Origin of the sequence: Paeniclostridium hominis, from assembly GCF_014306135.1 — a bacterium.
GTDB classification, from domain to species: domain Bacteria; phylum Bacillota; class Clostridia; order Peptostreptococcales; family Peptostreptococcaceae; genus Paraclostridium; species Paraclostridium hominis.
On the sequence record NZ_JACRWD010000001.1, the window covers coordinates 980,621 to 995,525 of the forward strand.

Below are 14,905 nucleotides of genomic sequence, written 5' to 3' on the forward strand. Positions count from 1 at the left end.
AGAGGTGAGGATATGAAGAAAGTTTTTAAAATTTATTTAAGAGATTTAAAACACATAGTAACTATTCCAGCAGCCTTTATAATAATAGGTGGGCTTTGTTTAATACCTTCTTTATATGCATGGGTTAATATAAAAGCCTGTTGGAATCCATATGTAAACACAGGAAATCTTCCGGTAGCTGTAGTTAATAAAGATGAAGGAGCTTCTGTTGGAGGAAAATTTGTAAATGTAGGAAATGAGATTGTAGATCAACTTAAGAAAAATCATAGTATAGGATGGAAGTTTGTAGATGATTGGCAAGGTAATTATCAATTAAATGAAGGTAAATTTTATGCTTTAATAGAAATACCAAGTGATTTTTCAAAAGATTTATCAACACTTACAACTTCAGACCCACAAAAGCCCAATATAATATATAAAGCTAATGAAAAAGTAAATGCAATAGCTACTAAAATAACAGATGTTGCAAAGGATAAATTAGTAGAAGAGGTAAAAGCAAACTTTGTAGACACAGTAAATAAAGAAGCTTTTGAATTTTTATCTTCACTAGGCGTTAAATTAGAAGATAATAAACCACAAATAATACAATTAAAAGATGCATTAGACAGTACATATAATAATTTAGAAAAAATAAATGATTATGTAAAACAAGCAAACACTCATGCAGATACACTTAAAAAGTATTTAAATGATAGTAAAGGAAATCTTCCTAAAATTACGAAAGAAGTAAAGGACCTTCAAGATGTAGTAAATAATAGTAAAGGTTTAATTACAGCTTCACAAGATAATGTAAATAATGCCACACAAAATTTAAATAGTAGCATGGTTTCTATAAATGATATAAATAGTAAACTTCAAAATGAAATTAATAATTTAAAAAATATAAACGATAGTGTTTCTAATGAAGAAATAAATAAAACTATAGATTCTACGCAAAAATTAATTTCATCTTCTAATACATCTATAGATAAACTTTTAAGTGGATTAGAAAAATTAAATAATATACATCAAAGTAATAAAGTAGAAAATATAATTAGCTCACTTAATGATTTAAAAACTGTACTTTCTTCAGAAAGTGATAAGTTAGAAAATATAAAATCATTAATACAAAATGGAGCAACTAAAGATCAAATAAATGAACAACTTAACTCTTTATCTGATTTATCAAGTTCATTTAATAATAAATTAAATTTAATAAGCAGTAGCTTTTCAACTGATATATCTAATGTTTTAAATAGTGTAGGCAATGCTATGAATTCTAGTTCTGATAATATTAACAATGTATTAGCAAGTATAAATGTTATAGTACCACAGTTAAATGCACTTTCTAATTATGGTATATCAAGTAGTGATGTTGCTGTAAAACAAGCAAATCATATATCTAAAGAACTTGATAAATTTGAAAAAGATTTAGACAAATTAATAGAAAAAACAAAAGTATTAACAGATAAAAATTTAGATAAGATAATTCAAACGCTTAATAAAAATTCAAAAGAGATAGCGTCATTTATATCATCACCTGTTGAAGTAAAAACAGTAGAACTTTATAAAGCAGGAATATTTGGAGTTGCATTAATGCCATTTTACTCAGTACTTGCTATATGGGTAGGAGCGCTTTTATCAACATCTATACTTACTACAGAGTGTGAAGAATTAGAAGGTGAAAGAACAAATTTACTTCAAAAACACTTTGGAAAGATGCTTACATTTATGACGGTATCATTGATACAATCATTAATAATTGCAACAGGGGATATATTTATATTTCAAGCTCCTGTAAGCGTACCACTTTTATATATATTTACAATAGTATCTTCAATATTATTTACAACAATAATATTTACATTAGTTTCTTTATTTGGAAATGTGGGTAAGGCTATTGCGATAGTTATTATGGTATTTCAAATTGCTGGGTCTGGAGGAATATATCCTATACAAACCAACCCTAAAATCTTTGAAGTATTACAACCATTTTGGCCATTTACTTATGCGATAGATGGATTTAGAGAAGCTATAGCAGGACCTAGCATGACTGCAGTTCATCATGATTTAGTTATGTTAGCTATATTCTTTATAGTATTTTTATTATTAGTAATATTTAAAAGAGTTTTCCATAATATGACTGAGTTTATGAATAATAAATTTAAAGAATCTGGATTATAAAAACTAAAACTGATATGGGATATATTTATCCTATATCAGTTTTTTTTATTTATAAAAACAAATTTGAAATTATTTAAATATATTAGGGAATAATTTATATATAATGAAATAAAAGAGGTGTAGTATGAAAAAAACAAGTATACTAGTTTTAATATGTGCATCTATGTTAAGTATAGGTTGTAGCCAGTATAAAAATAAAGACAGCAGTAAATCTAATAAAGAGTTAGTAAATGCTATATTAAAAGAAACAAAAGTACAACAAAATGATGATAATAGATATATGTATTTTTATAAAGATTTAAATAATGACAATAAAGATGAAACAATTGCTTATCTTTGGGGACCTGATTTTGGTAATATAAAAGAAGGAACTATGTTGATATTTAAAGAAAATAATAATAAGTATAAATTAATATCACAAACGAACTTAGTAAATGTACCAATAGTTATAAGTGAACATAAAACTAATGGATACAATGATATTATTGTAAATATAAGTGGAGATGGTATAGAAAATCAATATAATACAATACTTAAATTTAAAGATAATAAATACCCATTAAATGCTAGAACACAACCTAATATAGATATAAAAAAAATAAAATCAAAAAGTACAATATCAGCAAAGATAACACTTGATGGAGGATTTGAATTAAAAAAATAATAAAGTTACTATAAAGTAACCTATTAAAAAATTCATAAATATTGATACAATTATTAATAATACATGTGTTTTAATATTAGAAATTTAACTTAAGAAAATTAAAATTAATAAGAGAGGAGTATGTTATCAAAACTAAATTAAAGTTTTTGATTAACGGGGGATTATGGAAAAACTAAACTTGATTGTAGTTTTTGTAGAAGGGGTATTATCATTTTTTTCACCATGTATATTACCTATATTACCGATATACTTAAGTATATTATCAAATAGTAGTATTGAAAGTTTGAAAGAAGATAAAAGTAATTTTATACATAGTTTATTATTTAAAAATACTTTGTTTTTTGCATTAGGTATATCTTTAACATTTTTTATATTAGGATCATCAGTAAATGCTTTAAAATCATTTTTTGATACTAATAAAGATTTAATAATGATTTTTGGTGGATTAATAATAATTTTTATGGGACTATTTTATATGGGAGTAATAAAATCTTCCTTATTAAATAGAGAAAAAAGATTTAATATAAATACTAAGCAAATAAATCCTATATCTGCATTTTTATTTGGATTTACATTTAGCTTTGGATGGACACCTTGTATAGGACCTATACTAACATCTGTACTTATTATGTCATCAAGTGCTGATAATATAGGAACGTCAAATTTACTTATGCTAGTTTATACAATTGGATTCATATTACCATTTATACTAGCATCATTATTTTATAATAAATTATTTAAAACATTTGATAAAATGAAAAATTATATGGGATTAATAAAAAAGATAGGTGGGATTATACTTATATTATCAGGATTAATTATGTTTATAAATGGCTCTTTTGGTGTATACAAACACTTAAATGATTCTAATAATTCTAATTCAAATAGCCAAAGTATAGATAAAGAAAATAAAAATGAAAAAATAATGTCTATAGATTTTACTTTATATGATCAAAATGGTAAGGAACATAAACTAAGTGATTACAAAGGTAAAACTGTATTTTTAAATTTCTGGGCAACATGGTGTCCTCCATGTAAAGCAGAAATGCCATATATAGAACAATTATACAAAGAATACAATAAAAATAATAAAGATGTAGTAATACTAGGAGTAGCATCACCAAATTTAGATCGTGAAGGATCTAAAGAAGATATTATAGAATTTTTACAACAAGAGAAATATACTTTTCCTGTAGTTATGGATAATAATGGAGAATTAGCTTATCAATATGGAATAAGTGCATATCCAACGACTTTTATAATAGACAAAGAAGGTTATATAACTCAATATGTTCCAGGTGCTATGGATAAACAAACTATGAAGTATCTTATAGAAAATTATAATTAAAAAATTAATAAATATAGAAATAAAAAAGCCACTAATCTAAATTAGATTGTGGCTTTTTTATTTAAAATTATGTATATTTAATCCAGTAATAAATTACATAAATCCAACTTAATATACCGTGAAATATAGCCCAAGGTATTGACTTCCATGCCGAATAAGAAATGACCATTGCTAGACCAGCTCCAAAAGAAAGCCCTGACTTTACTGACTTTTGAACTACAACTTTATTATTGCTCTGATACTTTTCATTATTATTCATAAAAATTCCCTCCCTAAAATAAATATTAATTCAAATTTATAGTTAATACATCTTATTTAATAAATACTTCGCTAAATTACTATGGGAAAAATAATGTCAGTAAAAATTTGGTAAAATAAAATAGATAAAATAAAATTTTTTATAAGTTAACCTCGTTATATAAGTGAAAGGAGGGAAATAAATTGGCACAAACAGATGAAAAGTTAATAAAGGAATTATTACAAGGTAATGAAAGTGCAATGGAGATTTTAGTTAAAAGATATTACGATTTAGTACATAGCTTTATTTACAGAAATACTAGTGATTATAATATAGCCTATGATATAACCCAAGATGTATTTATAAAAATGATGAAAAATATAGATAAATATCAAATAGAAAATGGGAAATTTAAAAGTTGGCTATTAAAAATTGCTGTAAATACGACAAAGGATTACTTCAGAAGTAAGACTTATAAACAAAGGACACAAAGCTATGATATATCTAATCAGGAAATAGAAGATAGAACTAACGTAGTAGATATTTTATCGAAAAAGGAAGAGGCAATTAAGATAAAAGAAGCTATTGGAAATTTACCTAAGCTTCAAAGAGAAGCAGTTATATTAAAATATTACAATGATTTAAAAATCAAAGAAATAAGTTATATTACAGGAGAAAATGAAAACACCATAAAATCAAGATTATTTAATGGTGTTAAAAACTTAAAAAGATTACTTGGAGGTGATAACTATGAAAAAAACACCATCAAAAATAAACAACATGAGATGTGATGATATAAATGATTATGAATTTGAAAATCTATTAGAAGAAGATTTATTGGATATAGAAAACTTTTTAGATAGTTATGTTGTAAAAACAGTTGATGAAGAAAAAATTGATTTAACTATAGAAACATTAATAAACTACATGCCACAAAGTACAAGTGAAGATTTAGTAGTAAATAAAAATACATACTTAGTAAATAAAATAAAGACAAATATAGAATTAATGAAAATACAATTTATGGTGTTTAATAAAATGTATATTATAGTATCATTAATACTTACTTTAGGGGGATTGATTGGAACTATAAAATATAATTTAAATCCATATGTATATTCTTATACAATTTCACCTATACCAGTACTACTAGGGTTTGTAGAAATTTTAAGAGGAAAAGAAGAAGGAGTTTGGGAACTAGAACTTAGCTATAAATTTTCTTTTAGAGAAATAGTATTTGCTAAATTAACAATAATAGGTATTACTTCAATAGCTATAAGTTTGTTTGTTAGTTTTATATTATCAAATACTTACTCAGAAGTTAATTTATTAAAATTAATAAATACAAGCTTAATACCAATTTGTTTTATATCTACTGTTTCATTATTAACAGCATCTATATATAGAAGCATGAACAGTATAGCATTATCAACTGGAATATGGATAATATGTTCGAACATGGTAGATAGTAATACTTTTAAAAATATTGCAAATGTAAGTAACTTAAAGCTATTTGCAATAGTAGCAATACTAGGGGTATTAACTATAATTTCGTTAAAAGTATTTTATAAAAAAAGTATAAATTTTACAGAGTATAAGAAATTTGATTTTTAGGGGAGAAAAGATATGGAATTAACTTTAAAAAATATAACAAAATCATTTAAAGATAAGGTTGCAGTAAATGATTTTAATGTAACTTTAACTAATGGAATATATGGATTATTAGGACCTAATGGAGCAGGAAAAACTTCACTTATGAGAATAATTGCAGATGTTTCAAATGCTACTAGTGGAGAGGTTTATTTAAATGGAAAAAGTAAAACTGAACTAGGAGCAGATTATAGAGATGTTTTAGGTTATTTACCACAAGATGTGGGATTTTATAAAAGTTTTACAGCACAAAAGTTCTTAGAATATGTAGCAACATTAAAAGGAATAGATAGAGAAGAAGCTAGTGTTAAGATTGATGAACTTTTAAAGTTTGTAAATTTAGAAAAAGATAGAAAAAGAAAAATAGGTAAGTTTTCTGGTGGAATGAAACAAAGGTTAGGTATAGCTCAAGCTCTTTTAAATGATCCAAAGATATTAATATTAGACGAGCCAACAGCAGGGCTTGATCCTAATGAAAGAATAAGATTTAAAAACTTAATATCAGAGATATCAAGAGATAAGATTGTAATACTATCAACGCATATAGTATCTGATGTAGAATTTATAGCAAATGAAATATTGATAATGAGAAATGGAGAGTTGGTTGAAAAAGCTACTCCAGTTGAAATATTAAATAGTATTAGAGGAAAAGTACATAGTTTAAAGATAAAGGAGGATTTATTACATAAAGTACAAAGTAAATTTAAAGTTTCTAATATTATAAGAGATGATGAGCATATTGTAGTTAGAGTTGTAGGAGATGAATATCCATTAATAGATGGAATTGAAGTTATAGAAGAATCACCTAATTTAGAAGATTTATTTTTATATTACTTTGAGATTAGTACTGACTTATAAAGGGGGATAAATATGAAAGATTTAGTTAAATTTGAGTTGTATAAGATTTTTTCAAAAAAAATAGTATTAGTATTATTAGTTGGATGTATAGTAGCGTCTTTATCAAATACAGTAACAAGCTATTTAGATATAAGGTCAAAGGGATTAAGCTACTCCAGTATACAGAAAATAGGTAAAGAATATGAAGGTAAAATCATAACAGAGAAGAAACATGATATATTTAAAAAACAATGCGGTGATTTACTTACAAAATATAATAATGGAAAGATGCTGAGTGACAAAGAAAAAGTAAAAGCTTTTGGTATGACAGATTATTTAATATGGATCAATCCTGAATATATGATAAATGGAAAACTTTATAAATTTGATGATATGAAAAAAGAGCTAAAAAGATTAGAAAAAGAAGGAGATACTAATAGTTACCAATATAAAGAATTAAAATATATACATGACTTAGTATCTAAAAAAGAAACTCCGAAATATTACTTTAAGTTTGGATGGAGAGAGGCAACAAATTTTAATATGAATTGTATGTGGATATCTATATTAATACTTGTTTCTATATGTACCATATTTAGTAATGAATATCAAAGTAATACGGCATCAATAGTATTAAGTTCTAAAAATGGGCAAAAAAAATTAACTACTGCTAAGATAATAACAGGTTTGATATTTTCTACATTTGTATTTTTAATTATGAACGGAATACAGGTGATAATACTTGCAATGCATGGATTTAAGGGGTGGGATGTACCGATGAGCTTTTTAGCATCTTATGTAAGAACTCCATATACTATGAATATAGGAACTTTCTATGTTTATGGATTGATAGTAAGTTTTATAGGTACTGTATTATTTACATTATTAATTATGTTAGTATCATTAATAAGTAAAAATAATATGATATCTTTTGCAGTAAGTGTAGCTATGTTATTAGGTCCAGAATTTATAGGTAGATTTATGCCAACATATAATTTAACTAAGATTTTCGCAGAACTAAATATAGAAAATTTAATAGGACCAATAAGTATGTTTGGAAGTATAAGTACATATAACATATTTGGAAAGCCAGTTTTATATTTAAATGTAATAGTTACAATAGGGATTATTAGTATACCAATAGTACTGTACTTTATTAATAGAATTGGTAAAAAACAAGTTGTATAAAATTAAATTATAAATAAAAAATCCAATAAAAAAATATTACATAAGTAGGTTGAATCTGAAATACTCTATGTAATATTTTTTTATTTTTATAGGGATTAAAAATTATATGAATATAAATATTAGAAAAAATATAGAAGATATAGATATAATTTATTTTTAATAAAATAGGCTCTAAACTTTGGAATAAAAGCACCTTTTGAGGTTTTAAGTTCAAACTTTATGGCAATAGAATTTGAAGAAAATGCACTTAAAGATGTATCTGGAAAGGTAGTATATGCTAAAGAATTTTTCGAAAATAGTTAATTATAAAATTAATTAATAATAAAAGTTAATAAAAACTTCTTTAGAAAATGTCTATAGTATATTTTAAAGAAGTTTTTTTATTTATGTATTTTATCTTACAAAAAAGTAACTTTAATGTAATCTAGATAAATACTAAAAAAAATAGAATTGATATATTATTATTACATAAACAAAAGGAAAGGTAGCAGATAAATATGGAAATGTTAAAAATAAATAATATATCAAAAGAAAACTTAAAATTGTTATTTTTAACTAGTACTCTTTTAGTGGCAAGCTTAGGATGTGTAATTATATTACATATAGTGTTAGCTAATAAACTGGAAGTAAAAAAAGCTGATTATCCATTTGTATTAAACTATATATCTTCAAATTATAATTACGTGAAAAAACAACAAGTAGAAGTTATAGAAAATACATTAAATAAAGCTGGATACGATTATGATAAAACTGCATTTGAAATATTAAATATAAATAATGAAGGAAAATATGTAATAAAAAACTCAGAATTTAATAAGGTAGCAAAAAAGTTAAACTTAAGAAAGGTTAAGTTAAATAACGATGAAACATTAATAGTACCAAGATTTGATAATAAAAGATATAAGAAAAATATAAGTAAATTTACTAATTTTGAAATAGGTCTTTATAATCTAAAAGTAAAAGGTATAGCAGATGGTAAAATACTTCCAAAAGGGATTGGGATATGGATTGTAGTAGTAACTGACAATTTATATTCTCAATTAGAAAAAGATGATGGAAATATCAAATATTATGTAAATGGGTATAAATATTACAACTGGGAGTCTAGTGCAAGTTTAGATGAGAAAATACAAAATAAATTAGGGAAAATATCAATAAATAATTATGAAAGAAGACAAGTATACGACTCTTTATTAAGCTTGCCTAAGATATATGAAGATAGCATTAAAATTAATAATAAATGGCTACTTATAGACAATTTGGTTGGAGTTTTATTGTTTATATGTAGTTGGAAATTTTTATATTTTAAATTATTTACAGATTTTACAACTGATAAATTAAAGAATAAAAATTTACCAAATTTAAGTTTATTATATACTAAGACTTGTAAATCTTTAAATGTTGGAGTCAAGCCAAAAATTTCACTTCATACGTCTTAAGATAAAAAGCTTATTTGAAGTAGACATAATCTATTTCAAATAAGCTTTTTTTATATATACAAGATACTTAAAGCTATAAGCAATTGTGCTATATAGTAAATTAAAAGGTTAAGAACTGCTATAAACTTAGGACAATCTTTATAAAAGTAGTCAAATGATAATATTAAATCTGATAAAACAAATAATAATGCACCAATTGTGATCCATATAACATAAGGGTTATAAAAGTTGCTAGAAAAGTATAAATTTAAAGATTGAATAAACATAAAGCTAATTACAACTGAATAAAAAGCTACATAATAAAAGGAATCTTTAAAATCAAGTTTTTTTATAGACTTTAAAATAAATAAAACTACAAATGCTAGTAAAAAAGTAAATAGTATAGTGTCAAAGCCAAAGTTACTAAGATATATAAATCCTAGTGAAAAAAATACATGAGCTAGACTAAAACTTAAAAGACCATAGATAAAAAATTTACTTATATGATTTTTATCTTCATTTTTAAATATAAGAAATATATCTCCAAATAGAGAAAATAAAAGACCTAAAAGAATAAAAATAAAATAAATAAAATTGCTACTTTTTTCTAAATATCCACTTATAGCTATAGTTACAAAGAGTATACTAGTTATAGTCTTAAAAATACCTCTAAAATTTTTATGAGGTTTATATGTAAAATATAAAAGAATAACTAGAGATAATAACATTAAAAGTACTAATGAATAAGTCATAAAATCCCTCCTAATAACTAAAATACTACTATATAAATATGTTAACATAAATAAACATAGTTCTTGAAAATAAAATAATTTTAATGTAATGTATTATTGTGTGCAATTTTAAGAATAAACTTTAAGGAGAAATAAAAGTGACATATATAAATGCAAAGAGTAAATATTTAATAAATGTAAAAAACATTAATATAAAACATAAATTTGATAAACTAGTAACTAAATCTGTTAGTTTAACAGATGATCAAGTTAAAGAATGTATAGAATATGCAAAAAAATGTATAGACGAATCTAAAGATTATAAAAAACTAGTTCCATCATCTATTAAAGATGAAAAATTACAAAAGCAAATAGGAGAGCAGATGATATTTGCTCAAAAAATAGGAGAATGTGGAGTATTAAATTACTTTAAATATAGAGGACTTAAGCCTGAAGTGTTAAAAAGTAAAAAAATAGGTATAAAAACTTGTATAGATAAAGATATACATAATAGACTTATAATAGATAAAAAGGAATTTGATTCAAATAATAAAGAAAATTACTATATAGGTGTACATTTAAACTTAGAAGTAGAAGATAAAAAACATCCTATTAAGAAATACTTAGTTAAAAATCTTTATGATATAAAAAGAGTACAAGTATATGGATACTTAGAAGCTAGATTTTTAGATAGTTTAAGATATGAAACTATAACTAAAAAAGATGGGAAAAAAGAATATAAGTTTTATACTAAAAAAGCTTCTAATTATGATAAAAAAGATAGATATGCAAAAATTAAAAGTGAATGTAAATGGTATTATCTCGATAGAATGATGGATATAGAAGGTTTGGTAATGAAAATTAAAAAATAATTATTTAAAAATGCTTTGGTTGACTAATTTGTTAATCAAAGCATTTTTTATTTTATAAATTTTAGATTCTAACTTTATATTTTGATGAGTATATATTTATAAAGCTCAATATTTATAAAATAAAGGGGAAGTGTATATGGAATTTGAAATAATAGATGGAATAAATAATATAAATTTAGATATGATAGCTACAGTTGCATTAGGAAGTTTACTTTTACTATTTGGTAATTTTCTAAAAAGAAAAATAAAATTATTAGAAAAATTTTGCATACCAGGACCAGTAATTGGAGGATTGTTATTTGCAATTATTATTTTTATATTAAAAACCTCTAATATGCTAAATATATCTATGGATACAACACTTCAATCGCCTTTCATGATAGCTTTTTTTACAACAATAGGATTAGGAGCTAGCTTTAATTTGCTAAAAAAAGGAGGTAAACTACTTATAATATATTGGATTTTATGTGGATTACTTTCAATAGCACAAAATTTAATAGGAGTTATAGGCGCTAAAATTACAAATATAAATCCTTTAATAGGTATAATGTGTGGGGCTGTTTCTATGGAAGGTGGTCATGGAGCTGCAGCATCTTTTGGTGCAACGATAGAATCCTTAGGAGTAAATGGCGCAATTACAATAGGTATGGCAGCTGCTACATTTGGTATAATGTGTGGAGGACTTATAGGTGGACCTATATCCAGATATTTGATAGATAAATATAAATTAACACCAAATGAAAATGAAATTAATAACAATGTTTCAGTAGAAGACGTAGCTGGTATAAAACTTAGTGATTCTTTTAATTCAAATACTATGATTGTACAAATAGCAGTAATAGCATCTTGTATGACTGTAGGAAGTGTAGTTGGAACTTGGTTTTCATCTGTAACTAAAATAGTGCTTCCAGGATATGTTGGGGCTATGTTTATAGCAGTAATATTTAGAAATATAAATGATAGATTTAAAATAATTGATTTAGATTTGTATTCAATTGATATAATAAGTAATATTTGCTTAGGAATATTTTTAACCATGGCGTTAATGACTATAAAATTATGGGAACTGTCAGGATTAGCAGGACCTATGATAGTAATAGTAGCATCTCAAGTTATATTTATAGCATTATATGGAGTGTTTATAGCATTTAGGGTATTAGGGAAAGACTTTGATGCAGCTATAATGGTTTCAGGAATGTTAGGTCATGGATTAGGTGCAACGCCAAATGCATTAGCTAATATAAATTCAGTAACATCAAAATATGGTAATTCAACTAAAGCATTTTTGATAGTTCCATTAGTAGGGGCATTCTTAATAGACTTAGTAGCCATACCAACAATAGTAACATTTATAAATTTCTTTAGTTAACGAAAAAACACCTATCAAAAGATAGGTGTTTTTTATGGGCTAGCGTATACTTATGTCTGAGCATAAGTTCCCACTAAAAGTTAGTATAATACAAAATATGATTTTTGTAAACAAATAAATTTATTTGAAAAATTTAAAAAACTAAAAACCTTGAAATAGCTAAGTAAATTAAAATTAAAAAATTAATTTAAAAAAATAGTAGATTAAAAATTCTAAAAGTGGTGTATATACAATATGTAGTATAAGGAAAAGGAAAAATAACTACATATTGTATTTTGAAAGTGAATTTATTTATCTATTTTGTAAAGGTGGGAAAAAATGAATTATATTAAGCTCAATAATGAAGTAATAATTAAAGATAAACAAGGAAAATATCAACTAGAAAAAGATAAAGAAGCTCTTAATAGTTACTTAGAAGAATATATAAATCCTAGAATGAAAAAATTTGAAAATCTAGAAACTAGATTAAATTATTTAATAGAGAATGACTACTATTCAAAAGATGTAATAGATAAATATTCTATAGATTTTATAAAAGAAATTTATAACAATATAGAAAAAGAAAACTTTAAGTTTAAGTCATATATGAGTGCAAATAAATTTTATCAAAACTATGCTTTAAAAACTAATGATGGAAAAAAAATATTAGAAAATTATAATGATAAAGTTCTAATTGTAGCGTTAGCATTAGGTAATGGAGATAAAAAATTAGCTTTAAATTTATCTAAAAAACTTATAAAACAAGAGTTTCAACCAGCTACACCAACATTTTTAAATGCAGGTAGAAAAAGAGCAGGAGAAATGGTTTCTTGTTTTTTACTATCAGTAGAAGATAGTACAGAAGGTATATCATATGCTATATCATCATCAAATCATTTATCTAAGATAGGTGGAGGAGTAGCTCTAAACTTATCAAGGCTTAGAGCTAGTGGAGAACCAATAAAAGACATAGCTGGAGCTGCTGGAGGAGTAGTAGGTGTTGCAAAAATGCTAGAACAATCTTTCACATATTTTAATCAAATGGGAGCAAGACAAGGAGCAGGAGCAGTTTACTTAACAGTATTTCATCCAGACTTTGAAATATTAATGGATACCAAAAAGATAAATGCGGATGAAAAGATAAGATTAGCATCTTTATCACTTGGAGCAATTATACCTAATAAATTTATGGAACTTGCAGAAAAAAATGAAATTGCTTATGCTTTTTATCCTCATTCAGTATATAAAAAGTATAAAGTCCATTTAGATGATATAAAAATGGATGATTGGTATGATAAGTTAAAAAATGATGAAGACATACTAAAAAAGGAAATAAACCCTAGACAGATGTTAACTAAAATAGCACAAATGCAACAAGAAAGCGGATATCCTTATGTAGTATTTATTGATATTGCAAATAAGGAACATGTTTTAAAAGATGTGGGAAATATTAAAATGTCTAATCTTTGCTGTGAGATTTTTCAATATCAAACACCATCAGACATAAAAGGTTATGGAGGCGAAAACTTATGGGGGCAAGACATAAGTTGTAATTTAGGTTCATTAAATATAGCCAATGTTATGGATAATAAAGATATTGAAAATACAGTAAATACAGCTATAAGAGCATTATCTTTTGTATCGGATAAAACTGATATTAAAGAAGTTCCTACTATAAAAAAAGGGAATAATGCTTCTCATGCAATAGGGCTTGGGGCTATGAACTTACACGGATATTTAGTAAGAGAAAATATTTTATATACTTCAGAAGAAGCTATAGACTTTTCAAATGTATTTTTTGCAATGATAAGATATTATGCGATTAAAGCTTCTATGGAAATAGCTATAGAAAAAAATACTACTTTTGATGGATTTGAAAAATCTGAATATGCTAAAGGACAAGCTAGTAGTGTACTTTCAAAATATTATAATAATTCATATTTACCAAAAACCAATAAAGTATCTAAACTATTTGAAGGAATAGATATACCAACGTCTAAAGATTGGGCTGATTTATTAAATAAAGTAAAAGAAAATGGAATATATAATGCATATTTAACAGCTATTGCACCAACACAAAGCATAAGTTATGTTCAAAATGCAACATCAAGTATAATGCCTATTATGGAACCTGTAGAAGTTAGAACTTATGGTGATTCAACGACAATATATCCTATGCCATTTTTAACTAATGAAAATATGCTATATTATCAATCAGCATATAGGATGGATATGAAAAATGTTATAGATGTAGTAGCAACCGTACAACAACATGTTGATCAAGGAATATCAACGACGCTATTTGTAACAGATGATAAAACTACTAGAGATATAGCAAGATATTATATATATGCATATAAAAAAGGTTTAAAAAGTTTGTATTACACAAGAACAAAAATGACAAGAGATAACAATGAATGTCTAATGTGTTCAGTATAAGGGGGAAAA

The 14,905-nt window shown here is 24.7% G+C and carries 13 protein-coding genes; 11 read left to right on the forward strand and 2 right to left on the reverse strand.

Annotation, left to right across the window (positions count from 1 at the left end):
• Nucleotides 1–12: 12 nt before the first annotated feature.
• From H8891_RS04605 to H8891_RS04615, 3 genes are all read left to right on the forward strand, one after another.
• A complete protein-coding gene (locus tag H8891_RS04605; protein WP_187005388.1) occupies nt 13–2,163 on the forward strand; it encodes a YhgE/Pip domain-containing protein in 2,151 nt (716 codons plus the stop codon).
• 124 nt (nt 2,164–2,287) lie between these two features.
• Nucleotides 2,288–2,827: a hypothetical protein gene (locus H8891_RS04610; RefSeq protein ID WP_187005389.1), complete on the forward strand. Its 540-nt coding sequence runs from the start codon at nt 2,288–2,290 to the stop codon at nt 2,825–2,827.
• A gap of 163 nt (nt 2,828–2,990) precedes the next feature.
• Nucleotides 2,991–4,175, forward strand: a complete 1,185-nt coding sequence (locus tag H8891_RS04615; protein WP_187005390.1) for a cytochrome c biogenesis protein/redoxin — start codon at nt 2,991–2,993, stop codon at nt 4,173–4,175.
• A gap of 67 nt (nt 4,176–4,242) precedes the next feature.
• Here H8891_RS04615 and H8891_RS04620 read toward each other — a convergent pair whose 3' ends face one another.
• Nucleotides 4,243–4,434, reverse strand: coding sequence for a hypothetical protein (locus tag H8891_RS04620; protein ID WP_187005391.1), 192 nt, complete (start codon nt 4,432–4,434; stop codon nt 4,243–4,245).
• Between the two features lie 182 nt (nt 4,435–4,616).
• On the opposite strand from H8891_RS04620, the gene H8891_RS04625 reads away from it, so the two are divergent.
• From H8891_RS04625 to H8891_RS04645, 5 genes are all read left to right on the forward strand, one after another.
• A complete protein-coding gene (locus tag H8891_RS04625; protein ID WP_187005392.1) occupies nt 4,617–5,204 on the forward strand; it encodes an RNA polymerase sigma factor in 588 nt (195 codons plus the stop codon).
• On the forward strand, nt 5,164–6,027 hold the full coding sequence (locus H8891_RS04630) for a hypothetical protein (RefSeq protein WP_187005393.1): 864 nt from the start codon (nt 5,164–5,166) through the stop codon (nt 6,025–6,027). Before H8891_RS04625 ends, H8891_RS04630 begins: the two co-directional genes overlap by 41 nt.
• A gap of 12 nt (nt 6,028–6,039) precedes the next feature.
• Nucleotides 6,040–6,921 carry an ABC transporter ATP-binding protein gene (locus H8891_RS04635; RefSeq protein WP_187005394.1) on the forward strand — a complete coding sequence of 294 codons (882 nt, stop codon included), beginning with the start codon at nt 6,040–6,042 and terminating at the stop codon, nt 6,919–6,921.
• Between the two features lie 12 nt (nt 6,922–6,933).
• The gene (locus H8891_RS04640) at nt 6,934–8,088 is read left to right on the forward strand and encodes an ABC transporter permease (RefSeq protein WP_187005395.1); all 1,155 of its coding nucleotides are present in this window, start codon (nt 6,934–6,936) and stop codon (nt 8,086–8,088) included.
• Nucleotides 8,089–8,585: 497 nt separating this feature from the next.
• On the forward strand, nt 8,586–9,527 hold the full coding sequence (locus H8891_RS04645) for a hypothetical protein (protein WP_187005396.1): 942 nt from the start codon (nt 8,586–8,588) through the stop codon (nt 9,525–9,527).
• Nucleotides 9,528–9,577: 50 nt separating this feature from the next.
• On the opposite strand, the gene H8891_RS04650 is transcribed toward H8891_RS04645, so the two are convergent.
• Nucleotides 9,578–10,258: a lysoplasmalogenase gene (locus H8891_RS04650; RefSeq protein ID WP_187005397.1), complete on the reverse strand. Its 681-nt coding sequence runs from the start codon at nt 10,256–10,258 to the stop codon at nt 9,578–9,580.
• A gap of 137 nt (nt 10,259–10,395) precedes the next feature.
• Here H8891_RS04650 and H8891_RS04655 point away from each other — a divergent pair, with 137 nt between their 5' ends.
• The 3 genes from H8891_RS04655 to nrdE all read left to right on the forward strand — a co-directional run bounded on the left by H8891_RS04655 (nt 10,396) and on the right by nrdE (nt 14,896).
• Nucleotides 10,396–11,109: a hypothetical protein gene (locus H8891_RS04655; protein WP_187005398.1), complete on the forward strand. Its 714-nt coding sequence runs from the start codon at nt 10,396–10,398 to the stop codon at nt 11,107–11,109.
• Nucleotides 11,110–11,245: 136 nt separating this feature from the next.
• Complete coding sequence (gene gltS / locus H8891_RS04660) at nt 11,246–12,478, forward strand: sodium/glutamate symporter (RefSeq protein ID WP_147544543.1); 1,233 nt, start codon at nt 11,246–11,248, stop codon at nt 12,476–12,478.
• Nucleotides 12,479–12,796: 318 nt separating this feature from the next.
• Complete coding sequence (nrdE, locus tag H8891_RS04665) at nt 12,797–14,896, forward strand: class 1b ribonucleoside-diphosphate reductase subunit alpha (RefSeq protein ID WP_187005399.1); 2,100 nt, start codon at nt 12,797–12,799, stop codon at nt 14,894–14,896.
• The last annotated feature ends 9 nt before the right edge of the window (nt 14,897–14,905 follow it).

Coding starts and splice junctions, on each gene's coding strand:
- H8891_RS04605 (WP_187005388.1), top strand. CDS start 13: ATGAAGAAAGTTTTTAAAATTTATTTAAGAGATTTAAAACACATAGTA.
- H8891_RS04635 (WP_187005394.1), top strand. CDS start 6,040: ATGGAATTAACTTTAAAAAATATAACAAAATCATTTAAAGATAAGGTT.
- nrdE (WP_187005399.1), top strand. CDS start 12,797: ATGAATTATATTAAGCTCAATAATGAAGTAATAATTAAAGATAAACAA.
- H8891_RS04620 (WP_187005391.1), bottom strand. CDS start 4,434: ATGAATAATAATGAAAAGTATCAGAGCAATAATAAAGTTGTAGTTCAA.
- H8891_RS04630 (WP_187005393.1), top strand. CDS start 5,164: ATGAAAAAAACACCATCAAAAATAAACAACATGAGATGTGATGATATA.
- H8891_RS04650 (WP_187005397.1), bottom strand. CDS start 10,258: ATGACTTATTCATTAGTACTTTTAATGTTATTATCTCTAGTTATTCTT.
- H8891_RS04640 (WP_187005395.1), top strand. CDS start 6,934: ATGAAAGATTTAGTTAAATTTGAGTTGTATAAGATTTTTTCAAAAAAA.
- H8891_RS04615 (WP_187005390.1), top strand. CDS start 2,991: ATGGAAAAACTAAACTTGATTGTAGTTTTTGTAGAAGGGGTATTATCA.
- H8891_RS04645 (WP_187005396.1), top strand. CDS start 8,586: ATGGAAATGTTAAAAATAAATAATATATCAAAAGAAAACTTAAAATTG.
- gltS (WP_147544543.1), top strand. CDS start 11,246: ATGGAATTTGAAATAATAGATGGAATAAATAATATAAATTTAGATATG.
- H8891_RS04610 (WP_187005389.1), top strand. CDS start 2,288: ATGAAAAAAACAAGTATACTAGTTTTAATATGTGCATCTATGTTAAGT.